14 protein-coding genes and 1 pseudogene are annotated in these 23,450 nt (G+C 58.7%); 9 read left to right on the top strand and 6 right to left on the bottom strand.

Annotated features, from left to right (window positions below; genetic code table 11):
* Positions 1–6 precede the first annotated feature (6 nt).
* The 6 genes from LOY36_RS16550 (at position 7) to LOY36_RS16525 (ending at position 14,535) form a co-directional block, all read left to right on the top strand.
* Entirely contained in the window at positions 7–8,550 is an 8,544-nt protein-coding gene (locus tag LOY36_RS16550) for a filamentous hemagglutinin N-terminal domain-containing protein (RefSeq protein ID WP_258668896.1), read from the top strand.
* Positions 8,551–9,335: 785 nt separating this feature from the next.
* Positions 9,336–9,818: a hypothetical protein gene (locus LOY36_RS16545; RefSeq protein WP_258668895.1), complete on the top strand. Its 483-nt coding sequence runs from the start codon at positions 9,336–9,338 to the stop codon at positions 9,816–9,818.
* 262 nt (positions 9,819–10,080) lie between these two features.
* Entirely contained in the window at positions 10,081–10,725 is a 645-nt protein-coding gene (locus LOY36_RS16540; RefSeq protein WP_258668893.1) for an amidase, read from the top strand.
* 310 nt (positions 10,726–11,035) lie between these two features.
* Positions 11,036–12,031 (top strand): isocyanide synthase family protein, encoded by a 996-nt coding sequence (locus LOY36_RS16535; protein WP_019648646.1) that lies wholly within the window; start codon positions 11,036–11,038, stop codon positions 12,029–12,031.
* Positions 12,031–12,747 (top strand): HAD family hydrolase, encoded by a 717-nt coding sequence (locus LOY36_RS16530; protein ID WP_258668892.1) that lies wholly within the window; start codon positions 12,031–12,033, stop codon positions 12,745–12,747. Before LOY36_RS16535 ends, LOY36_RS16530 begins: the two co-directional genes overlap by 1 nt.
* Positions 12,748–12,774: 27 nt before the next feature.
* On the top strand, positions 12,775–14,535 hold the full coding sequence (locus tag LOY36_RS16525) for an L-tyrosine/L-tryptophan isonitrile synthase family protein (RefSeq protein WP_258668891.1): 1,761 nt from the start codon (positions 12,775–12,777) through the stop codon (positions 14,533–14,535).
* A gap of 72 nt (positions 14,536–14,607) precedes the next feature.
* Here the strand turns inward: LOY36_RS16525 and LOY36_RS16520 are convergent, their stop codons facing one another.
* On the bottom strand, positions 14,608–14,901 hold the full coding sequence (locus LOY36_RS16520; RefSeq protein WP_258668890.1) for a fructose-bisphosphate aldolase: 294 nt from the start codon (positions 14,899–14,901) through the stop codon (positions 14,608–14,610).
* 602 nt (positions 14,902–15,503) lie between these two features.
* Between LOY36_RS16520 and LOY36_RS16515 the strand changes: the two genes are divergently transcribed.
* Positions 15,504–15,818, top strand: a complete 315-nt coding sequence (locus tag LOY36_RS16515; RefSeq protein ID WP_258668889.1) for a hypothetical protein — start codon at positions 15,504–15,506, stop codon at positions 15,816–15,818.
* Positions 15,819–15,932: 114 nt separating this feature from the next.
* Here LOY36_RS16515 and LOY36_RS29160 read toward each other — a convergent pair whose 3' ends face one another.
* Positions 15,933–16,700 carry a methyl-accepting chemotaxis protein gene (locus tag LOY36_RS29160; protein ID WP_408981127.1) on the bottom strand — a complete coding sequence of 256 codons (768 nt, stop codon included), beginning with the start codon at positions 16,698–16,700 and terminating at the stop codon, positions 15,933–15,935.
* Positions 16,701–16,787: 87 nt separating this feature from the next.
* Positions 16,788–17,873 (bottom strand): annotated as a pseudogene (locus tag LOY36_RS29155) (cache domain-containing protein); the annotation flags it as partial.
* Positions 17,874–18,240: 367 nt separating this feature from the next.
* Between LOY36_RS29155 and LOY36_RS16505 the strand changes: the two are divergent.
* Complete coding sequence (locus LOY36_RS16505; RefSeq protein WP_258668885.1) at positions 18,241–18,663, top strand: HD domain-containing protein; 423 nt, start codon at positions 18,241–18,243, stop codon at positions 18,661–18,663.
* A gap of 100 nt (positions 18,664–18,763) precedes the next feature.
* Here the strand turns inward: LOY36_RS16505 and LOY36_RS16500 are convergent, their stop codons facing one another.
* Complete coding sequence (locus tag LOY36_RS16500) at positions 18,764–20,179, bottom strand: cytosine permease (protein ID WP_258668884.1); 1,416 nt, start codon at positions 20,177–20,179, stop codon at positions 18,764–18,766.
* Positions 20,180–20,639: 460 nt separating this feature from the next.
* Between LOY36_RS16500 and LOY36_RS16495 the strand changes: the two genes are divergently transcribed.
* Positions 20,640–21,551, top strand: a complete 912-nt coding sequence (locus LOY36_RS16495; protein WP_019648652.1) for a LysR family transcriptional regulator — start codon at positions 20,640–20,642, stop codon at positions 21,549–21,551.
* 15 nt (positions 21,552–21,566) lie between these two features.
* Here the strand turns inward: LOY36_RS16495 and argE are convergent, their stop codons facing one another.
* Together argE and LOY36_RS16485 are read right to left on the bottom strand one after the other, a co-directional pair.
* Positions 21,567–22,718 (bottom strand): acetylornithine deacetylase, encoded by a 1,152-nt coding sequence (gene argE / locus LOY36_RS16490; RefSeq protein WP_258668883.1) that lies wholly within the window; start codon positions 22,716–22,718, stop codon positions 21,567–21,569.
* The gene (locus LOY36_RS16485) at positions 22,715–23,392 is read right to left on the bottom strand and encodes a DUF1028 domain-containing protein (protein WP_258668882.1); all 678 of its coding nucleotides are present in this window, start codon (positions 23,390–23,392) and stop codon (positions 22,715–22,717) included. Before LOY36_RS16485 ends, argE begins: the two co-directional genes overlap by 4 nt.
* Positions 23,393–23,450: the final 58 nt, after the last annotated feature.

Genomic DNA, 23,450 nt, shown 5'->3' with positions numbered 1-23,450 from the left:
ACTGACATGGACGTTCGCCATTACGCCTTCCTCGCTAACCAGCCCTCGGCTGCGGTCAAAAACCGCGAGCACTTCTGGGGCATGCCCAAGCGCGGGTTGGCGTTCCTGTTGGCCAACGTCATGTTCTGGCAGCCGATGTGGGCCCAGGCCGACGGGATCGTGGTGGCCACGCCCGGCACCAGCCTCGGCCAGGCGGGCAATGGCGTGCCGATCGTCCAGATCGCCACGCCCAACGGCACGGGTCTGTCGCATAACCAGTTTCACGATTACAACGTCGGCACCCAGGGCGTCATCCTCAACAACGTCGCCAACCAGACCGGCGCCACCCAGTTGGGCGGGATCATCGTCGGCAACCCGAACCTGACCAACGGGATCGCGGCGCAAACCATCCTCAACGAAGTGGTCGGCGGCAGTCCCAGCCAGTTGCGCGGCTACACCGAAGTGGCGGGTCAGTCGGCGCGGGTCATCGTCGCCAACCCCTACGGCATCAGCTGCAACGGCTGCGGCTTCATCAACACCCCGCGCGTGACCCTGACCACCGGCAAACCGGTGCTGGACAACGGTCGTCTCGATCGCTTCCAGGTCGATCAGGGCAGCGTCACCATCGACGGCGCCGGGCTGAACGCCAACAACGTCGATCGCTTCGAAATCATCACCCGCAGCGCGAAGATCAACGCCGAGATTCAGGCGAAAAACCTGACCATCATTGCTGGTCGCAACGACGTCAACGCCGACAGCCTCAACGCCACCGCCCGTGCCGATGACGGCAGCGCCAAACCACAACTGGCGATCGACTCTTCCGCGTTGGGCGGCATGTACGCCGGGGCGATCAAACTGGTGGGCACCGAAGCCGGGGTCGGGGTGAAACTCGACGGCAACCTGGCCGCCAGCGGTGGTGATATCCAGCTCGACGCCAACGGCCATCTCAGCCTGGCGCAGACTTCTGCGGCGGGGGCCGTGAACGTCAAAGCCGCCAGCCTCGATGCGCGTGGCCCGGTCTACGCCGGCACCGTCGTCAACGTGCAAACCCAAGGCAACCTGAGCAACCAGCAAACCCTTGCCGCGCGGGACAGCATCGCGCTGACGGCCGGTGGTGTGCTGACCAACAACGGCATCATCGAAGCCGGGGTCAACGCTGATACCAGTCGTAATGCCAATGGCGATGTGAACCTGAATGCGCAGAACTTCAACAACACCGGCAAGAGCGTGGTGGCCAGCCGCAACCTGACGGTCAATACCAGTCAGACCCTGAACAATCAGGGCGGCACGTTGAGCGCTGCGCAAACCGCCAACATCACCGTCGGGACTTTGGACAACCAGAACAATGGCCGGGTGTTGAGCAGCGGCAATCTCAATCTCACGGCTAATCAGGTCCTCAACAGCAACGGTCTGATCACCAGTACCGGTAATCTCAGCGCCACCCTCGGCCACCTGAACAACCGCACTGGCGAACTCTCGAGCCTGGCCACCGCGACGCTGCGCATGGGCACTCTGGATAACGTGGCAGGGCTGGTGAACGCCGGTCAGGCTTTGAGCATCACCGCCACGGGGGCGGTGAACAATCAGGGCGGCAAACTGACCAGCCTCGACAGCTTGAGCCTCAACGCTGGCACGGTCGATAACAGCAGCAAGGGCCAGATCGCCAGCAACCAGGCCCTGACGGTCAGTGTCAGCAGCCTCGACCAACACGATGGCGGGCAACTCACCAGCGGCACGTCGCTGACCCTGGACCTGAATCACGGCGAGCTGAATAACCAGAACGGTTTGATCAATGCCCCGGCACTGGTGCTGAAAAACCTCGCCCAGGTGAACAACCGCAACGGCGAAATATCCAGTGCCCAGGCGTTCACGCTGGCGGCCGACAGCCTCGACAACAGCAACGGCAAACTGCTCGGCAATCAGGCCGTGACCCTGCGCGTGCAGCAGGCGCTGACCAACATCAAAGGCTTGATCGCGGCGGCAAGCGTCGATGTACAGGCCGGTAGCCTGAACAACAACGGCGGCACCCTGACCAGTCGCGCCGGCCTCGAACTCAGGGTTAACGGCCAGCTCGACAATCAGGATCAAGGACTGATCAACGCTACCCAAAACCTGAACATCAACACGGCGAGTTTGAACAACCAGAACGGCGGCTCGTTGCTCGGCAGCGCCATTGCCATCGACTTCAGCGGCGCCATGGGTGACCTGAACAACGCCAATGGCCTGATCACCACCACCGGTCAACTGAGCATCCGCAACCTGCGGGACTTGAACAACCGTGGCGGTGAACTCTCCAGCAGCCAAAGTTACATGCTGACGGGCCGTAACCTGGACAACAGCGACGGCAAACTCATCAGCCGTCAGCAACTGGACCTCACCGCCGATGCCACCACTAACCTCAATGGTCTGATTTCCGGCTGGCAAAGCCTGAGCCTTCTGGGCGGCAGCCTCGACAACCGCAATCAAGGCACCTTGTCGAGCCGCGACGGTGACGTGCTGGTGGACCTCACCGGCGCTGTGCGTAACAGCAACGCCGGTGCTCTGGTCAGTAACGGCACGTTGAAGGTCACGGCGGCCAGCCTCGACAACAGCGACAACGGCATTCTTTCCAGTGCCGGTGCGCAAACCTTCGTCATTGCCGGAACACTGAATAACGCCCAGGGCGGTTTGATCGACAGCGGCGCCGCTCTGGATATTCAGGCCCAAACCCTCAGCAACGCCAATGCAACCATCAATGCCCAGCAGGACATCAGCTTCACCGGCACCGATCTGAACAATAGCGCCGGTACCTTGGCGGGCAAGGGCGCGATCACCCTCGATCTGCTCGGCACCCTGACCAATACCAGCGGCAAACTGGCGAGCAATGGCCCGCTGGTGATTCAGCGCGCGGTGCAGGTCGACAACCAGGGCGGCCAGTTGGCCAGCCAGGGTTTGCTGAGCCTGTTGACCGGTGGCCTCGATAACCGCAATGGCGGCACTGTCGCGGCCAGTGAATTGTTGACGATCACGGCCAGTGGCGTCGTACAGAACAGCGCCAACGGTCAGATCTTCAGCAGTAACGCCGGCCTGACGCTCAATGCCGCCAGCCTCGATAACGCCAAGGGCACCCTGCAAAGCCAGGGCGACTTGACGGTGAAAACCAGCGGCGCCATCGATAACCAGAGCGGGCGCATCGTCGCCAAGGGCGGCAACCTCGACATCACCGCCGCCAGCCTCGACAGCCGCGGCGGTGTGCTCTCCAGTCTGCAAGGCGCCTTCAGCAGCCAGATCACCGGTGTACTGCGCAACGGCTATGACCTGAACAACAACCGTCAGGGCGGGATCATTCAGGCCCAGAGCCTGAACCTCAAGGCATTGGCCGGCCTCGACAACTACGGCGGGCGGATCACTGCGCAAACCGGTGATGCCATCGTCGACACCGGTACCAACGGCAACTTCGACAACCGCAATGGCGGTCTCTACGCCAAGGGCCGGGTCAGCGTCACCGGCAATAACTTCGACAACAGCGGCGACAACGACGGGCAGATCGGCGGGCAACAGATCGACCTGAGCCTGCGCGGCGCATTGAACAACCGCTTGGGCATCATCGAAAGTGAAAGCACGCTGACCATCACCGCCGCCAGCCTCGACAACCAGACCGGTCAGCTGCGCGCGCTAGGCGCCAATGGTAAAACCGCGTTCGCCATCGGGGGCCTGTTCGACAACCGCAACGGCCGTGTGGAATCCGCCAACAATGACCTGAGCCTCGGCGCCGGTGGTCTGTTGAACGTCGGCGGCAACGTGCTGCACGTCGGCACCGGCCTTTTCGACATCGCCACCGGTCAACTGGGCAGCGCTGGCGGCAACTTCGTCACCCGTGGTGGCCTGACTCTGGCCGCCGCCAGCTGGACCAACAGCAGCGTGATCCAGGCTGATCGCCTGACCGTCAATATCAACAGCCTCAACCAGACGGCCAGCGGTCAGTTGCTGGCGGTCAGCACACTGACCGGTAGCGGCGGTAACTGGAATAACGATGGCTTGATCGCGAGTGACGACAGCCTGAGCCTGACGCTCGGTGGCACGTACTCGGGCAATGGCCGGGTCAGCAGCCTGGGAACGTTTGGCCTCAGCGCTGCACAACTGAACCTCAATGCAGCATCGAGCCTCGCCGGTGGCGGCAACACAACCATTTCCGTGGGTGGACAGCTCAGCAACGCCGGTCGCCTGACATCGGCTGCCGACCTGACCCTGACGGCCGGCAGCGTAAACAACACCGGCACCGTGGGCGCCGGCAAGAACCTGACGTTGACCACAGGCGCGTTGCTCAACGACCGCGGCTTGATCTTCAGTGGCGCAGACATGCAGCTCCTGAGCCCCAGCTTCACTAACCGCTACGGGCAGGTCTACAGCCTGGGCAGTACGCTCATCGCCAGGGACAAAAACAAGACCAAGGCTGATCTGCTGGATAACAGGTCTGGAGGGATTGAGAGTACCGGCGACCTGACGATCGCGGCCACGACGGTTAACAACGTCATGGATGTGTTGCAGTACACCGAGCATGAGAAAAGTGTCGCGACCATCACTCAATTGTCATGCGCACTGATCTCGTATGGGTGTGATGACCGTGGCGGTGGCCGCATCAACGCTCTTTGGGAAATTGCAGAAACCGATCGCCTGAAGGTCACGCTTCATTCTGAAGCCGCCTCGATCAACAGCGGCGCGAACCTGACGATTAACGCCGGCGAAGTGAACAACATCAGCAGCAACGTTACGGCTGCCGGGAATTTAACGATCACGGCGTCGACGATCAACAACAAGGGTGTGCAAGAGCAGGACATCGAAACCACCCGGCGATTCGTGAGCTGGGTCAACGAAACCGCTTCGGCCATCAACATGGCTGACCTCTTCACCCAACGAAACAATCCGACCCCTTCGGCCACTGTCGAACAGGACTTGAGCAACTTTCTGGCCTGGATGGGCGAAACACTGCCAACCAGCAGTCGCACCATCAACGGTGAGTCCCTGGATGCCATCATCCAGGCCGGCGCAAATGTCACCCTCAATGCCACCCAGAACATCAACAACAGCGTGGTTCGCCCGTTCTATGCCTATGTGGCGGCAGGTCATACCAAGGCTGACACGGGAGTAGGCAGTGGCTACTCGACGCCGATCCAGATCAACCAGCAACTTGCTCCCGACCTGGCCCAGCAGCAAGTCAACCCGCTCACGCTTCCCGGCTTCAGCCTGCCCAGCAGCCAGAACGGCCTATTCCGTCTGAGCCAGGAAGGCAGCACCAACCCGACCGCCACCGGCCCACAAAGCTGGACCCTCACCGGCGCCGGCGTCACCTCGTCCACCAGTGCGCCGGTCACCCTCAACCGCGTCCAAGGTCTGCCAAGCAACGCCGGCAAATCCCAGCCGCACAAATACCTGATCGAAACCAACCCGGTCCTCACCGACCTCAAGCAATTCATGAGTTCGGACTACCTGCTGTCCGGCCTGGGCTACAAACCCGACCAGAGCGCCAAGCGCCTGGGTGATGGGCTCTACGAGCAGAAACTGGTCCAGCAAGCCGTGCTCGCCCGCACCGGTCAACGCTTCATCGACGGCCAGACCTCGGACGAAGCGCTCTACAAGTACCTGATGAACAACGCCATCGCCAGTAAGGACGCGTTGAACCTCAGCCTCGGCGTAACCCTCACTTCACAGCAAGTCGCGGCCCTGACCCACGACATCGTCTGGCTCGAAGAACACGAAGTGAACGGCGAAAAAGTCCTGGTGCCGGTGCTGTACCTGGCCAACGCTAACAACCGCCTGGCGGCCAACGGCGCGCTGATCCAGGGCCACGACGTGACCCTGATCGCCGACAAGGACCTGCACAACGCCGGCACCCTGCGCGCCAGCCAGAACCTGGATGCGACGGCCAAGAAAGATTTGGTGAGCAGCGGGTTGGTGGAGGCGGGGGAACGGTTGAACTTGCTCGCCACCAATAATTTAACCAACAAGGCGGGGGGGATCATTGCCGGGCGGGACGTGACGCTCAAGGCCACGAACGGCGACGTCGTCAACGAGCGCACGGTGACCTCCCACGACAGCAGCGTCGGCGACTACAGCCATGCGCGTGACTTCGTGGACAGCGCCGCCCGCATCGAGGCCGCGAACAAACTGGTGATCAACGCCGGGCGCGACGTCCTCAATAGCGGCGGTGTGCTGAAAAGCGGTGGCGACATGACCATCGATGCCAAGCGCGACGTCAGCATCACCGCCGTGGAAGAGCGCAAGTCCGAAAGCCGTACCGACTTCCTTGACTCAAGCCTCACCCAGCACGGTGCCAGCGTCAGCGCGGGCGGTAGCCTGACGGTCAACTCCGGCGGCGACGTGACCGTGGTGGCGAGCAAGCTCGACGCCAAGGGCGACGTGACGATCGACGCCAAGGGCGACCTGCTGTTCGCCACCGCCGCCGACGAACAACACAGCTACTTCAAGGACAAAAAGGAAACCCGCCAGGAAGACCACGTCAGCCAGATCGGCACCACGCTGGAGGCCGGCGGCAAACTCACCCTCAAGTCCGGCAAGGACATGACCCTGATCGCCAGCGACATCAGCGCCGGCAAAGAAGCCTACCTGCACGCCGACGGCGACCTGCAACTGCTGGCCGCGCAGGACAGTGATTACTCGCTGTACGACATGAAGAAAAAGGGCAGCTTCGGCAGCCTGAAAACCCAGCGCGATGAGGTCACCGACCTCGTCCATGTGGGCACCAAAATCAAGTCCGGCGGCGACCTGACGTTGTCCAGCCGCGGCGATCAGCGCTATCAGGCGGCCTCGCTTGAAAGTGCCAATAACATCACGCTCGACAGCGGCGGTGCGATTGTCTTCGAAGCGGTGAAGGATCTGCATGACGAGAGCCATATCAAGAGCGATAGCAACGCCGCGTGGATGTCCTCGAAAGGCAAGGGCAACACCGACGAGACATTGCGCCAGACCCAGATGATTGCCAAAGGCAACATCACGATCAAGGCGGTGGAAGGTCTGCGAATCGACCTCAAAGAGGTGAATCAGCAAAGCGTCAGTCAGACCATTGATGCGATGGTCAAAGCCGACCCGCAACTGGCCTGGCTGAAGCAAGCCGAAGCACGGGGCGATGTGGACTGGAAGTTGGTCAAGGAAATCCACGAGTCGTTCAAGTATGAAACCTCGGGGCTTGGGCCTGCTTCTCAGATGATCATTGCGATCGTCATGGCGGCTTTTGTCGGCCCTGCGGCACTGAGTGCTTTTGCCGGTATGGGGACCATCGGAGCCGCAGGCCTTGCTGCAGTGGCTTCTGGTGCGGCAACGAATGCGGCCACCAGCTTTATCAACAATGGTGGGAATCTTGGAGCGGTGTTCCAGGACGTGACGTCCTCGGAAGCGCTCAAAGGGTATGTGATTTCGGGTGTGACGGCTGGTGTAACAGCTGGGTTTTTTAAAGACATTCTGAAAACAACGATTACAGGCAAGGTAGACCTCAGCAGCCTGGAAGGGATTGGGCGGTTTGGCGTTAATCAGGTGTTGCAAGGCGGGACGTCCGCGTTGCTGGGCAAGGCGCTGGGGGAAGACGTCAACGTTAGTGATGTGTTGAAAACTGCCTTGTTCAACACATTGGCGGCAGCCAGCTTCAACGCCGTGGGCGATTACACCAAAGGCGTGTTTGACGATGGTTCTGCAACTAAAGTCGTCATTCATGCCATGGTGGGTGGGCTGCTCTCAGAGGTAACAGGTGGTGATTTTGCAACCGGAGCCTTGGCGGCGGGTGCGAATGAAGCGCTCATCGTCGACCTGAATAAATTGGTCGGTGGTAATCCTGATCTGCTCTCGATGGCGTCGCAGATCGTGGGGGTGTTAGCGGCGTCGACGCAAGGGGGAGACGCAGATGCTTTGCAAACTGGGGCTTGGGTGGCGGATAACGCTACGAAGTACAATTTTGATATGCACTTGCCGCCAGGTTTGACTGAGTATGCACAAGCGGCAAGCTCTCTCGCCGAATACATGCAAAGCCAGGGAGCGTCACCTGAAGACATTGCCCAAGTACAACGAGCACTCGTTGAAGGGCAGGGCTTTGATGGTGTCCAGCCTGCGAATGAGTTTGTCAAGGCGTGGGGCCAGTTCGTGGCCGGGGAGCTAACCGGTTTAGGATTAGCAGCTATACTCGGGAGGGCCGGTTCTTGGTTTGCAAAAGGCACGTTGAACACATCCTTGCTTGATGAGTTAACTGCTAATGGTGTGAAATTTACCCCAGAGAATGTCATCGCAACGACTCGCAGTTCTAGCGGGAAAGTTGTATTCCTAGAGACCGGAAACTCAAAAGCTGGGTTGCAGCACATCATTGAGGAGCATGGTAGCCAATTCGCTCAGATGGGTGTGTCAGAGGCTCAGATTCCGGGAGTAGTGATGAGGGCGGTTTCTGAGGGTAAGCTCGTTGGTTATCAAGGCTCTGGAGTTGGGCGCCCGATTTATGAGTTAAATATTAACGGTCAGACGCAGCGAATAGCTGTGACTGTTGGTGATAACGGCTTCGTTGTCGGTGCAAATCCAAGGGGGAGCGTTAAGTGAAATGTATAAAATTAATGGCGGATTATCAGTGTTATCCGATTTGGAATATGTCCCCCGGCGAATATGGGGACATGGCTCCTTGTGAGCTTCCGATCTCTAAAGAGCTTCAGGAGCGTCTGTTAAAGTGGGCCGCCATTTATGATGAAACACTGGATGTTGATTATCCGCCGAACTCCGGGTTCAAGAGTGAGGAGTTGGAGCGTGAGTTTAAGTTGGAGGGGGAGCGATTAGTTATAAGTTTGAGGGGTGAGCTCGGGCCAGAATTTTCTGTGTCTCTTAAAATTTAGTTGGTGCAAAAGAGGCAGATAGTGTCACACCTCATGCGGTTGATGATATTCGGTTCTCGCAAAATAGCGTCTCATTCAATAAAGCTGGCCGAGTAACGGGTACAAATTACACATACGACGATTTAGTCCAAAGCATGCGGACTAATGGTTGGAAAGGTGATCCAGTTGACGTTGTTAAAATGCCTGATGGCAAGCTGACTAGCATGGATAACACTCGAATCGCCGCAGCCAGAGAGGCAGGGATCGATGTTAAAGCTAGCGTTCGTGGATTTGATGAGCCATTGACGCCAGCTATCCAAGAGGCTAGAGGGTGGCAGAACTTTAATACTTGGGGAGCGAAAGCGGGGACAGACCACATTTATCGAGGGGCTGGATAATGCTCCTTCAATTTAATCGTGGTCTGTCCCCGATTTCTCGTTCGTTGCCGGACGGGACGGTCAGAGTTCAGTCTCCCTCAACGAAATCCCCACCAAGACCTGCTACGTTGGATGAAATTTCATGATAAAGATCAATACAGTTAAGCCGTTTAGTGGTTTGAATAAGTATGAGCTATGGCGATCCCAGTGGGCGGATAAAAGTGGCATTGATATATTTTCTTACGTGAGTGATATGTGTAGTCCTGAGGATTCATTGTTGTTTTGTCGGCTATTATTTCCTGATTTTGTCGTCGTGGGTGAAGCTGTTATTCTAGAAAATAAGTATGATGCTGATGTTTTTTTATCTTGGGTGAAGAATTTTGATGGTGATATTAGTGCGGTCGAGAGAATGTTGAATCACACTCATCTATATGATGTTTTTGCAGGCTGTACTGATAAGGTGGATGATGCTGTCTTTGAGCAGTTGTGCGAAATTGTCGCATTATCTTGGCGTTTGGTTTTAAAGGATAAGTTTCCGGAGAGGTTGTTTTCTGTTGAAGTCTCCAATTCTGATCAGGACTACGGTCCTGTTGTTACTTTTTTTCAAGTTATTAAGCAGGCGTGAGAGGGTTAGGGAGGGATTATTTGTTTGACTTTGTGCTGTGGTCAGAAAATAAATCTGCCCAATTTTTTGAGGGGGATAAGTATTAACTCTTCGGTGCCTAGGTGAGCTTTAAGAGTTTGAGTCTTCCGGGTATGGATGGGATTGTTGGAGGATGTGGTATTTTTCCAGTTAGAATCAGAGGCAGTAATGATTCGGAGAGTTTAAGTCTGGAGTTGTAGGCGGGGCACTTTGCCATTCATCAGAGCTGTGCAAGAGTCAGTATATGGATATCAAGAAAAAAACACTCATCACCGCCTTCTCTCTACTCACCGCCTGCAGCATCAAACCACTGGAACCCTACATCGAACCCGCGTCGGACGTTCCGACGGCGAAGCTTCGGGTGATTACCAATGGTTATGTGCGTGGCAATGCATACACGGGGTGTAGCGCGGATACCAAGGTGTTGGCGAAGGCGGGTCGTTTTTTCGGTGAGCATCAGCCTAGCGTGAACTACCCACAGATGCCTCTCGTGCCACAGCAACTGAATATGGTTGCGCGCTTCGCACCGAAAATGCCGGAGTATCTGGGGGCGACGAGAATGGCTGAGGGGGCCTACACCGAGATGGCCCCTGAATACCTTGTCCCTGCGGGCAAACCTTTTTTGTTGGAGCGTTTGAAGCTTTTCGCCGGTAGTTACGGCAGTACGTATCAGACCTGCCCCGAAGCCACGCGGCTTTTTGTCTTTGAAGAAAACAAGAGCTATGAAGCCGATATCGGCCTTGTTTATCGGCCCGCCGCTGAGGGTAACGGACAGGCAATATGTGCGTTTAGTGTGTATGAGGTGGTCCCGTCCGGGAAATCTAGTCGTCCATTGTCGAACGTACTCAATTTTGAGCCTCCCGCTGATTCTAACTGTGGTCGGCACTGACCAGATTGTCAGGCTAACGAGAAAAGGGGGCGGTGTCCCATCCTGAACAAGGTTCACACCTTCCGATCTGTTTTTCAGGAGAGCGCAATGGAATCAGGACCAGGCACACTTGTGTGGCCGCAGTATGGCCTTGCCAGCCTGGACGTTGCATGAGCCTGTGTGAGGGTTTTTCGGTGATTTTGGTGCCGTAATATTCCGGATTGCCACGATTGACAGCCCTCACAACTTGTAGGAATTTAGCCGCCCGCAGGTAAGGGATATCTGCTGATGGCCAAAAGATGGCCGTTGTTCACAACACAAAGGATTGTCTATGCAAGGTTCAAACACCGTTGCTCAACAGGTGTGCGGTCAGCTGGTGCACGAGCATCAGAACACCCCACACATGAACATTGCCGAGCAAATCCTCGAATGTCTGTTTCGCCGTCGTAGCCTCGCCCCGGGGCAGGATCACGAACTGTCGTCGCAGGTGCTGGAACCCCATCTGACCAAGGTCATGCAGGCGGTCGAGAGCGGTCGCAAGATTGAAATGGTCTTGCCAGCCTTTCCCGGCAAATCGCCCAGCCGCAAGAAAACCCTGAGTCATCTGCCCGATCTTGCTGAACATCATGCTATCGATGAGTTAAACCGCCTGTGCACAGAGATCCAGGAGATCTACGCACCGGGCGCGCTGATTCATATTTGTTCCGATGGCTATGTGTTCTCTGACTTGGTGCATGTTCCCGATTCCGACGTCAAGGCCTACACCGACGCTATCCAGCACTACGCCGAGCAGCACTACCGCGGTACGTTTGCCCATTTCGATCTCCGGGATGCCTACCCTCAGCTGGATTGTCTGGACGCCATGCGTGAAGAGATGATGATCGAGCACGGTCAGTCATTGATCTTGTTGCAGCAGCGCTTCAAGGATGATCCGCACATGATGTTGATGTACTGCGGCATCCATCGCTTTCTTTCCGAGGATTACTCGGGACTGAAAGTATTCGCTGGCATGAGCCTCAACGCAGTGAAGAAGGTCGCCAAGCCGGCCTCGCAGCGGGTGATCCAGCGCAGTGAAGCCTGGGGTGCGCTGTTACAGGCGCGTTACCCGCATTGCCTGCGCCTGTCGATTCACCCGCAGCTGGCGGTCTCGACGAAGATCGGTATCCGGTTGGTGCCAACCAGTGACCTGTGGCGTACGCCCTGGCATTCGGTGGCCATCAAGCGACGGGGTGTGGTCACGCTCGAAAAACGCAGCAATGTCGATGAGCGCTATCACCGCCTGGTGTTCCGCAAGGGGCGTCCTTGTCATTACGCCAGTGCTCAATGATGACGTCTCGGTTACGGGTCGAAGCCGTACTCTTCGATTTGGACGGGACTCTGGTCGACACCTTGCCCGACATCACCTGGTGCTTGAACCAAGTGCTGCTCGAACACGGTTGCCCGGCGCTGACCTCGGAAACAGTGCGGGGGTATATCGGCGGCGGCACCACGGCGATGAGCGAGCGGGTCGCCGCGCAGTTTGGCATAGTCGATGCGGTCGCCTTGCACCAGCGCTATGTGGCGCTCTATCAGCACAACCTGGTTCAATTTTCCCGTCCATTCAGCGGTGTCTTGGAATTGCTCGAAGGCTGCCGACAGTTACAGCTACCGCTGGCTATCGTGACCAACAAGGCCGAGGAAATGGCGTTGCAGGTTTCCACAACGTTGCTGCCGCAGAATGCTTTCGGGCCAATTCTGGGACATCGCGCAGGCAGGTCGCTCAAACCGCAACCGGAGGTGGCATGGGAAGCCGCCCGGCGGTTGTCGGTTGATCCGCAACGCTGCTTGTTCGTCGGTGACACGGAGATCGATCTGCAAACGGCCCGTGCTGCAGGCATGTATTCGGCGGCAGTCACTTGGGGCTATGGCCTGACACCAGACTTGCAGGCCCAGGCCCCGAACTTGTGCTGTGAACACCCGGCCGAATTGCTGCGCATTTTGCAGCAAGCCTGCGGGGCTGCGCATGCGTTCACCGAGCATGGCGACACCGTCAAATCCTATTGATACACACACCCTCAAGGAAATTGTTCTATGGAACATAGAGACGCCTGGATCGCTGCCGTCAGCGATTTGCTGGCCGGTTATCTGCTCAAAGGCACGGATGATTGTTTCGACACACAAGGCAGGGCGCATCTGGCGCTTCGATTGGGGCACTGCTTCGATCAGGGCCTGCCAGTGCGTCTGGTTTTGCCAGGCTTTCCCTGCAAGTCGCCAAACGCCAGCGACCAGACCTTCGGCGTGCTGCCGGACTACGGCGAGGTCATGGCCATCGAGCGCCTCGACCAACTCGGCCAAGCCATTGCCGCGTTGCACGCACCGGGCTGCGTGGTGTCGATCCTCAGCGACGGCACGACCTTCAATGACATCGTCGGCGTGGCCGACGACGTTCGCGCCGCCTACAACCGGGCGTTGCGTGAACTGTGCACCACCCACACGATTGAGTGGGTCAGCATGGAAGACCTGTTTCCCCAGGCCCAAAGTGCCGAGTCGGTTCGCGCCAGCCTGATCAAGCAGGCCCGTTTGCCGTGGAAAAACCTTGGTGAACTGATCGAGCAGAGCCGCGACGATGAATCCCTCAGCCGGGCGCATGACGACCTCTGCAGTCACCTCTACAACGACCTGCGTCTGTGCCGCGAAGACGGGCAGAGCGAGGACGAGTACCTGCAACAAATCAACTTCAAAGCCTACCAAATGATGTATCGCGGGCAGGCATTGAACGCGGCAGTGGACCGTTTCTTTGGCGATGACATTCGCTTGTCGGTCCATCAATACAGCAATGCCGGCCCCAAATTCACCTTCGGCCTGGCCGAAGGACTCAAGCGTGTGTACAGCCCCTGGCACGCCGTGCCGGTGTGCAACCTCGACGGCAGCCAGACCCTTCGCACCCGTGCTCAGGTCGACCTGGACCACCATGTGCTGATCACCTATGAGGGGCGGCCATGGCTCTACCATCAAACAGAAAACCCGCAGGCCCAAGGCTTCGAGTACGAACTGCAAAAACTTCCGCTGTTTGGCCTGGTGGTGCGAGACCCGTTGGGGCTGGGTTTCGAACGACTCTCCACCGGCCTGCTGGAAGCACTGGTGGAAACCTTCGGTTTCGTCTGCCTCAAAGGCTGCCGCTTCGATGACCAGGACAGCTTTGCTCGCAGCTGCGAACGTTTCGGCACGCTCTACGAATGGGCCTTCGGTGCCGTTCACGTGGTCAAGCCTGCGGACAAACCCCAAGGCGTGGTGCACTCGCTGGAGAAAACACCGTTGCACTGGGACCTGAACATGCTGCCCGACAGCGATGCGCAAGTTCAACGCAACCCGAAATTCTGCGCCAGCAAATTCATGCTGTACTGCAAGACCGCGCCGCAGCCGGGCGAGGGCCAGACCACCATCGTCGACAGCCGCAACGTACTGCGCAAGGTCGGGCAGCAAGTCGCCCGACAATGGCTGGGCGTGAACATCACCTACTACACCAAAATGACCTACTTCGGCGGCTCGCCACGCATGTACAGCCTGGTGGATCACCACCCCCGCAGCGGCGAGCTCATCCTGCGTTACCAAGAGGGCACCGACTCGACATTTCAGACCTTGAGCCAGTCTGTGCAGGACCATGACGAGCAGGCTCAGCAGGCGTTGCTGGAACAGGTCAATGCGCTGGTTTATGACCCGGAGTGTCTGATTGCTCATCAATGGAGTGAGGGTGATCTGGTGCTGATCGACAACTATCGGACGCTGCATGGGCGGCTGCCGATGTCGGCGGGTTCTTCGTCGCGGGAGTTGTGGCGGGTGCAGGTTTACTGATTGTTGTTGTCAGAGTCGGAGCAGGAAGCAGAAAAACCGCAGTAATGCGGTTTTTCTACGACTGAAATTAAGTCACTGACCCTTGGGCGTATCAAACCCACGCTGCTCAATCACCCGAAACACATCGCTCACATCCTGAACCATGATCCGGGCGATGTTGGTGACGGTGTTGATGTCGTGTTCGGCGTAGTCGGGGAGGCTGGTGCAGGCCATGAGGTTGAGGTATTTGAGGACGGCGTTGAGGCGTTCGCTGAGGCAACTGTGGAGTTCGCGTATCGGAGCGTCGGCGTCGATGAGGAGGACGGGGTGGTCGGTGGCGAAGTGGGACATTGGGGAGTAGTGGCGGAGCGGGGTATTCGTGCTCATAAGTAAATCTTCCTCGTATCTGTAAGAAGAACTACTGCCGTTCGCTGCGAAACGAATGGGTGGTAGCTATGTGCGGGTTCGCAGACCGAGGATACGAGGAACCCGGCAGACCCGAAGATCTCCCACACACAGCCACCATAAACGGAGTACGGGCGCGTTTGTGCGACCGTTGCTGGTTTTGGGGTGCAAGGTTACTACACGTATCGTCAGGGCTGCGAAACCCTATCGCTGAATTCGCTCAGCGACAGACCCACTCTAGGCAGTGATTTTGGTAGCCGCAACCGGGCTGTAGGACCACACGCGGTCACTGTGGCGAGGGGGCTTGCCCCCGTTCGGTGGCGCAGCCGCCGCAAAACCGGGCGTTGCGGTGTGTCTGAGGAAACGGGCTAGCAGGGTTTGGGGCTGCTTCGCAGCCCAACGGGGGCAAGCCCCCTCGCCACAAAGGGCAGATTCCTACACGTTTTGCAGACTTCAAAATCCTGGCCGCGCGCTCATCGAACGATCAGGCGCGGGATATTCGGCGGTGAGGTCGCTTGCTTCCGCTCAGCGCCGCCGCCGTCGTAGACTGAAAGCCAATGGCAAATCAAGGATGGAACGCGCCCATGATCGAAATCGGCAGCCGCAACAACGCTCCCACGCCGCAGCACAAAACCCAGGACATTTACCTCTTCCACATCGACCTTTCCCGGCCGGACGCGCCTTTTTGTTTCGAACAGTCCATCGGTGGTGGTCATTGCGAGCAGGGCGGGGCGGCGTGGTTGGCGGTGTCGGCGCTTGAGGCTTGGCCGGGTGAGTGGCGTCTGCATTTGCAGAAGTCCGGCTGTGGCTGGGTCGCTGAGCTGGTGGATGGTCATCCGGGCGTCGATCAGGCGACGCTGGTGTCAATGATTCTCAAAAAAGGTGACCAAAAAAGGTGACAGATCTATTTGATAAATAGACCTGTCACCTTTTCTTCCACTATCAGCTGAAACCCATCAAGGCACTCATCCAACGGAGTCCCCATCGGTTGGCCACTACAAACCACAATACCCCTACGACTTGAAACGCCCCACCAGCCCGTTCAGTTCATCCGAGAGGTGCGACAGCCGGCCTGAGTCTTCTTGCGCGGAGTTGGCCAGGCTTTCGACCAGCCGTGCTTCGTCGTAGATCTGCTGGATATGTCGATTGATCTCTTCGGCCACACTGTGCTGTTCTTCCGCCGCTGCCGATATCTGCAGGTTCTGATCCCGGATTTCATTGACCGACAACTGGATGCCTTCAAAGCTGTCACGTGCGTTCTCGATCGAGGACACGCTGGCACGCGACAGGTCCAGGCAACTTTCCATCTTCTGCGAAACTTCCTGGGTCTTGCTGCCGAGCGTGTTGAGCAACTGGTCGATTTCCCCGGTGGAGTCGGACGTGCGCTTGGCCAGGGCTCGGACCTCATCCGCGACCACGGCAAAACCCCGGCCCTGGTCACCCGCCCTGGCGGCCTCGATCGCCGCGTTCAGTGCCAGCAGATTGGTCTGCTCGGCGATGGCGCGGATGGTGCCCAGAATCTGGTTGATGCTGCGGCTGCCTTCTTCCAGCTCCACCATGGCCTGGGAAGACTCGGTCAAGCGACGACCCAGGCGGTTGACGTTCTGGGTGGTCAATTCGATCTGCTGTTTGCCTTCGGCCACACGGTGGTGTCCGTTCTCGGCGGAGTCGGCTGCGGTGCTGCACGAACGGGCCACTTCGTTGGCGGTAGCGACCATTTCGTTGAATGCCGTGGACACCAACTCCACCGCTTCACGCTGACGACCGGCCGCCTGATTCATGTTATTGGCCACCTCGCTGTTGACGCGCGAGGCATCCTGCAGGTTGGTCGATGCGGCGCCGATACGTTGTATCAACTGGCGTATCGCGGCGAGAAACTTGTTGAACCAGCCTGCCAGTTCTGCAGTTTCGTCCTTGCCCTGCACCTCGAGATCGCGGCGCAGATCACCTTCGCCTTCGGCAATCGATTGCAACCCGGTGCTGACCTGGCCGATAGGCTTGACGATCACCCTGGCGAACGCCGCAGCGAGCAGCGCAAAGAACAGCACCAGCACAACCACGATAACCGCCGTCAGGTAGGTCATGCGAGTGGCCGCGGCCATGACTTCGCTGTACTCGATCAAACCAACGTAACGCCAACCAAGGCCGGGCGATGTCCAGACATTGGCCATGTACCTGACCCCGTTGATTTGCACCTCGGTGGAGCCCTGCGCGGTGGCAGCCAGTTTGGCGTAGGGCTCGCCCAGGTCCTTGAGCTGCTTGAAGCTGTGCCCGGCGTCACGCGGGTCGACCAGCACGGTGCCGTCCTCGATCAACATCACGTAGCCGCTTTCGCCGAGCTTGATGCTTTTGACCAGTTCGGTGAGGTTTTTCAGCGAAACGCTCACGACCAATACACCCTTGGCGTTTCCAGCGTCATCGAGCAGTGCCCTGGCGCTGCCGACCAGCGCCACAGCGTCCTTGTCATAGTAGTAAGCGGGGGTTCGTACCGTTTTGCCGGGGCTAGCCATGGCGGCTTTGTACCAAGGGCGCAAACGCGGGTCGTAGTTCGACAGCTGCGGGTCGTCCGGCCATTTCGCGTAGCTGCCATCTTCCAGGCCGATGGAAAGGATGGCGGCGGCCGGGTGCATCGCGCCATAACGGGCGAACGCATCAATGACATGCCGGGCGGCCGGTGGCAGAGGCAGGCTGGCGGCATCGGCGGCCTGATAGTGTTTTAGGCCTGCGATCGATGTGTATACAGGGTCGGTGGCCATTTGATCGACATTTTGCTGCGTGCCGTCGAAAAACTGCCGCATATTGCCGTCGATCTGGCGTATTTCACGGGTGCTGCCATCGAGAAACTGATCGACCGCCTGAGCCCGTATATTCAGCACCGATATCACCGCCACCAGGCTCACCGGAATGAAGGCGACCAATACAAAGGCAAGGACGAGCTTGTTTTTTATTTTCATTATGACGATCACCATCCGAGGAAGTGCGGTGCAAATAGCCGGATCACACGGATGAGTGGCGATTTGCTGTTTAGTCTTTTTCGGCTGGTTTGGTGGAATCTTTACGGTTTATTCGTGCACAAAAAAAGTAAAAAATGTTCTCAATCTTAAGGCTGGGCAAGAGGCTTCTATCTTCGTGCTTCAGCGTTGGTGAGCTGAGCTCTGGATCAGCTCAAACCAGCTCACCAAGATGGGCTAACAGGGTTTGGGGCCGCTTCGCAGCCCACCGGGAGCAAGCTCCCTCGCCACAACGAGCAGATTCCTACATATTTTGCAGACTTCAAAATCCTGGCCGCGACGTTACGGCATTTAACCCGAGGAGAATCCCATGAGTCAGACACTGGAGCGCGCCATTGCCATCGCCGCCGCGGCGCATGAGGGGCAGGTGGACAAGGGCGGGGCGCCTTACATCCTGCATCCGCTGAAAGTCATGCTGCGGGTGAACACGCTGGAAGAGCGCATCGTCGCGGTGTTACATGACGTGGTCGAGGACTGCGGCATCGGCCTCGACGATCTGCGCAAGGAAGGTTTCAGTGAAGCGGTGCTGACGGCGATTGCGTCGGTGACCAAGGCGCCGGGTGAGTCCTACGAGGCGTTCGTCGAGCGCGCGGCGCAGAACCCGATCGGGCGGGTGGTGAAGCTGGCGGATCTGGAAGAGAACAGCGACTTGTCGCGGATTGCCCAGCCGTCCTGGGAGGATCTGGAGCGCGTTGAGAAGTATCGGCGGGCGATGGGGGTGTTGCGTTCGTAGCGGGTGTTGGTAACGCGTTGCGGATGTTCCACAGCAAGAACGGCTTGCCGGCGATGGTGCTTTTGAAGGCCTCATCGCGGGCAAACCTCATCCCACAGGGTTACAGACTGTTGGCCAGTTTTCCGGTAGACAGCCGACGTCTGTAAGCCGTGTCACGATTCGCCAACCACCAGTACAACGGCGAAGTCACCAACAACCCCACCACCCAGGACAAATCTGCCCCATTGATGTGCGCCGAGATCGGCCCGACATACAGCGGCGTGTTCATGAACGGAATCTGCACCGCAATCCCGATCGCATACGCCAACAACGCCTGCGGGTTGTACCGGCCATAGATCCCGCCATCGACCTGGAAGATCGAATCGATGTCGTACTGACCTTTGTGAATGGCGTAGAAGTCGATCAGGTTGATCGCGGTCCAGGGCACCAGCACCACGAGCAACACCAACACCATGTCGACGAAGTGGCCGATGAAGTCGGCTGATGCACCGACGGCGGCGAAGCAGCAGGCGGCGAGGACGATGACCGAGAGGATGGCGCGGCTCTTGGCGGTGGGGATCCAGCGGTAGGCGAAGGTTTGCACCAGGGTGATCAGCGACAGCACGGCGCCATAGAGGTTGAGGGCGTTGTGGCTGATGACGCTGAGCAGGAACAGCACAAGCATCAGTGGGCCGATGGAGCCGGTGGCGAGTTTGACCGCGTCCATGGTGTCCATGCCGACGGGGGTGGCGAGGACTGCGACGGCGCCGAAGATGAACGACAGGCTGGAGCCGAGTGCCGAGCCGAGGTAAGTGGTCCAGAAAGTAGCGGCGACGGGCACGTCTTCCGGCAGGTAGCGCGAGTAGTCGGACACGTAAGGGGCGAAGGCGATTTGCCAGAGCGCGGCCAACGATACGGTGGCCAGCCAACCGGAAATATTGAAGCTGCCGCGGGTAAGGAAGTCGGCGGTTTGCACGTGGGTGAGGATGTAGCCGAAGCCCAGCACAATGCCGACGCCCAGCACCCAGGTGCCGATGCGGTTGAGCACGTGGATGAAGCGATAGCCGATGATGCCGATGATGCCCGACCCGAGCGCGCCGATGACGATGCCCACTGGCACCGGCACGCTGTCGACCACGCCGTGCAGGGACTTGCCGGCGAGGACGATGTTGGAGGCGAAGAAGCCGATGTACATGATGCCGGCGATCAGCACCACCAGCAGGGCGCCGAGGGAGCCGAACTGAGCGCGGCTCTGGATCATTTGTGGAATGCCCATCTGCGGGCCTTGCGCCGAGTGCAGGGCCATCAGCACGCCGCCGACCAGGTGGCCGACCAGAATGGCGACGATGCCCCACACCAGGTTCAGCTGGAACAATTGCACGCCGAGGGCGCCGGTGACGATGGGTAGCGGCGCGATGTTGCCGCCGAACCAGAGGGTGAACAGGTCTCTTACCTTTCCGTGGCGATCTTCCGGGGGGACGTATCCAATCGTGTGTTTTTCGATGAGCGGAGCGGAGGGTGTTGCTGCGGTGGACATGGTGAACTCCAAGGCAAGGATGAGTACGTGGACGTACTTCGGTGAGCGCCGCGCGAGCGACGCTTTTCTTGTTGGAGCGATGATGTGCAATGCGTCGGGATAGATAAATTAGTAAGTTTGTTGCTTCAAACCTTAAAAAATATATGCCCGGGGTTTTGATGTGTCGGGTATGTTCAGCCTTGATCCTGAGCGTCCTTGGATACTCCGTAATGCCTGGTTTTGTTACCTGTGGCGAGGGGGCTTGCCCCCGCTCGGCTGCGAAGCAGTCGTAAAACCGCTGCATGCGGTGCACCTGATACACCATGGTTGCAGGTTTTGGGGCCGCTTCGCGACCCAACGGGGGCAAGCCCCCTCGCCACAGAGTTGTGCATCGACTGATCCCGCAGGCTTCGCCAGCTCTTACAGTAATTGTGTTCCGCGGAAGTTTTTTGATTTTGATGTGTTGTGTCTGGAGGTCCCCATGGCCGCTTACAACCTGCGACAGCTCAAGTATTTCGTCACCACCGCCGACTGCGGCAGCGTGGCGGAGGCTTCGCGCAAGCTTTATATCGCGCAGCCGTCGGTGTCGACGGCGATCAAGCACCTTGAAGAAAGTTTTGGCGTGCAGCTGTTTATCCGGCATCACGCCCAGGGTGTTTCGCTGACGCCGAGCGGGTCGCGGTTTTATCGCAAGGCGCTGGAGCTGCTGCGGGTCGCGCATGAGTTTGAGCAGAACGCGCTGGCGGACAACGACGTGGTCGCGGGGCAAATCGATATTGGCTGTTTTGAAACGGTGGCGCCGCTGTACCTGCCGCGTTTGATCGCTGGTTTCAAGGAGCGTTGGCCAGGTGTGGAGATCCGTATTCGCGATGGCGAGCAGCAGGAACTGGTGCAGGCACTGACCGCCGGCAGCATCGACCTGGCGATGCTGTTCGAACACGATCTGGACAGCACGATTGAGACAGTGCCGCTGATGCCGCCGCAACAGCCCTACGCCTTGTTGCCGGCGGATCACCGCTTCGCGCAACAGGCGAAAGTGTCGCTGAATGACCTGGTGCTGGAGCCGATGATATTGCTGGACGTGGTGCCGAGCCGGACCTACTTCGTGAGCATTTTTGAAGAGCGTGGGCTGACGCCGCACATCGTGTTCAGCTCACCTTCGATCGAGATGGTGCGAGGGATGGTCGGGCGCGGTTTTGGTTTTTCGATTCTGGTCACCAAACCGTTTTCCGAATACACCTATGACGGGCAGAAAGTCGTGTGCATACCGCTGGCCGAAACCGTGACCGGTTCGGGTCTGTCGGCGGCATGGTTGAGAAGGTCGCAGCTGACCAAACCGGTACAGCTATTCGTGGATTACTGCCAGGAAGAACTGGCCCGACTGTATACCTGAGCGTCGGGCCAATCATCAGCGGCTGATTGATAACAGCATCCGTTGCAGCATTTGGTCGCAGCCGTTCAGTTGTTCGAGGCTGACAAATTCGTCCGGCTTATGACCCTGATCCATGCTGCCCGGACCGCACACCACTGTCGCAATACCCGCCGCGTCAAACAGACCGCCCTCGGTGCCGAACGCCACCGTACCGAACTCCCGAGAACCGGAAAAAGCCGCGATCAGCTCAGCGGCTTTGCTGTGCGCATCGGTCGCCAAACCGGGATAGGCCGACAACTCACTGAAGCGGATTTCACTCTGATCACTCACGGCGCGCATGCGCGGTAGCACTTGTTGCTCGGCGTAGGTCTGCAATTCCTGCGCAACGAGGCCAGGGTCTTGTGAGGGCAGGGCGCGGATTTCAAAGTCGAAGCGGCAATCGGCGGGGACGATGTTCAAAGCCTTGCCGCCGGAGATGACGCCGGTTTGCACGGTGCTGAACGGCGGATCGAAACGGGCGTCGTGATGTTCCGGTGCCTTGAGCCTTTGACCTATTCGCCCCAGTTCGCCGATCAGTTCGGCGGCGTATTCAATCGCATTGACCCCGAGTGGCGCGTACGCCGAATGGCAGGCTTCGCCATGAATGTCGCAGCGCATCGCCAGCTTGCCCTTGTGGCCGAGCACCGGTTTGAGCTCGGTCGGTTCGCCGATGATGCAGAGCATCGGTTTGACCGGGCGCTGTTCGAGGGCTTTCAAAAGCGAACGAACGCCGAGACAGCCGACTTCCTCATCGTAGGACAGCGCGATGTGCACCGGCAGTCGTAGCGAGGCCTTCACCAGCGACGGCACCAGGGCGAGTACGCAGGCAATGTAGCCTTTCATGTCCGCGGTGCCGCGACCGTACAGCTTGCCGTCGCGCTCGGTGAGCTGGAACGGCGCAACCGTCCACGGCTGGCCGTCGACGGGCACCACATCGGTGTGCCCCGACAACACGATGCCCGGCTGATCCGCCGGGCCGATGGTGGCGAACAGATTGGCCTTGCTGCGCTCGTCGTTGTAGACCAGCTCGCAAGGCACATCGAAGCGGGCGAGGTAGTCGCGGACGAACTCGATCAGCTGCAGATTTGATTCGCGGCTGGTGGTGTCGAACGCCACCAAGGCTTCAAGCAAATCGCGGCTGTTGCTCATCGGTCGTCTCCGGCGACACCGTAGCCAGGGGATTTATCGGGGGCGAGGGCGCGGTCGATGTAGTCCTTGACCTGTGGGCGATAGGCGTCCCACAACTGCTGCAATTTGCCTATCGGATCTTCATCAGCCCAATCGACCCGCAGGTTGATGATCGGCCAGGTCAGTTCGCCGACCACTACAACGGCAGCCGAATGCACCGGCCCGGCTTCACCGCCTGCGACCACCGCCGCTTTCATCGCGGTGAGCAAGCGATCGGTCAGTTGGCCCTCGCCATGTTCGTACGCCTCGACCATGGCCTCGATCACGGCTCGGTCCGCGAGCATGTTGCCGGCGGCCACGCATTGCTCGCCAGACACGGCGTTGTGGTTGCCCAGGGTTTCTGAGCCGCTGAAATGCGCGGTGCGACCGAGGTGGTCGATCGCCGTGATTTGTCGGTATTGGCTGTAGCCGTTGCGGGTCAATGCCTTGTCCAGAGCCTCGACAGGTGAGAGGCCTTGTTCCATGAGGGCGAGGGTTTCCGGGCCGAGGGATGGCAGGGTGATATTTTGTGTGGAGACCGCGCCGACACCGGGCAATAGCCAGGGGCAGCGGGCGCCGACGGCGATGCTTGAGGAACTGATTGCAATGCCGAACTGACCGGTTTCGGGGCAACGGGCGGCGATGGAGAAGGTCATGGTTTTGCTCCTTGTTCGGGCTTGGAGAAATAGGTTGTCTGTCTCGACGCCATCGCGG

This window comes from Pseudomonas sp. B21-019 (assembly GCF_024749225.1).
GTDB lineage: Bacteria > Pseudomonadota > Gammaproteobacteria > Pseudomonadales > Pseudomonadaceae > Aquipseudomonas.
The sequence above is the reverse complement of the archived record's forward strand: the minus strand, read 5'-3'. Positions and strand labels throughout refer to the sequence as shown.

What these genes read in the sequence shown, in the direction of transcription:
- LOY36_RS16540 (WP_258668893.1), top strand. Translation starts at nt 10,081, where the DNA reads ATGGATATCAAGAAAAAAACACTCATCACCGCCTTCTCTCTACTCACC.
- LOY36_RS16520 (WP_258668890.1), bottom strand. Translation starts at nt 14,901, where the DNA reads ATGAGCACGAATACCCCGCTCCGCCACTACTCCCCAATGTCCCACTTC.
- LOY36_RS16545 (WP_258668895.1), top strand. Translation starts at nt 9,336, where the DNA reads ATGATAAAGATCAATACAGTTAAGCCGTTTAGTGGTTTGAATAAGTAT.
- LOY36_RS16530 (WP_258668892.1), top strand. Translation starts at nt 12,031, where the DNA reads ATGACGTCTCGGTTACGGGTCGAAGCCGTACTCTTCGATTTGGACGGG.
- LOY36_RS16495 (WP_019648652.1), top strand. Translation starts at nt 20,640, where the DNA reads ATGGCCGCTTACAACCTGCGACAGCTCAAGTATTTCGTCACCACCGCC.
- LOY36_RS16500 (WP_258668884.1), bottom strand. Translation starts at nt 20,179, where the DNA reads ATGTCCACCGCAGCAACACCCTCCGCTCCGCTCATCGAAAAACACACG.
- LOY36_RS16550 (WP_258668896.1), top strand. Translation starts at nt 7, where the DNA reads ATGGACGTTCGCCATTACGCCTTCCTCGCTAACCAGCCCTCGGCTGCG.
- LOY36_RS16525 (WP_258668891.1), top strand. Translation starts at nt 12,775, where the DNA reads ATGGAACATAGAGACGCCTGGATCGCTGCCGTCAGCGATTTGCTGGCC.
- LOY36_RS16535 (WP_019648646.1), top strand. Translation starts at nt 11,036, where the DNA reads ATGCAAGGTTCAAACACCGTTGCTCAACAGGTGTGCGGTCAGCTGGTG.
- LOY36_RS29160 (WP_408981127.1), bottom strand. Translation starts at nt 16,700, where the DNA reads ATGAATCAGGCGGCCGGTCGTCAGCGTGAAGCGGTGGAGTTGGTGTCC.
- LOY36_RS16505 (WP_258668885.1), top strand. Translation starts at nt 18,241, where the DNA reads ATGAGTCAGACACTGGAGCGCGCCATTGCCATCGCCGCCGCGGCGCAT.
- LOY36_RS16485 (WP_258668882.1), bottom strand. Translation starts at nt 23,392, where the DNA reads ATGACCTTCTCCATCGCCGCCCGTTGCCCCGAAACCGGTCAGTTCGGC.
- LOY36_RS16515 (WP_258668889.1), top strand. Translation starts at nt 15,504, where the DNA reads ATGATCGAAATCGGCAGCCGCAACAACGCTCCCACGCCGCAGCACAAA.
- argE (WP_258668883.1), bottom strand. Translation starts at nt 22,718, where the DNA reads ATGAGCAACAGCCGCGATTTGCTTGAAGCCTTGGTGGCGTTCGACACC.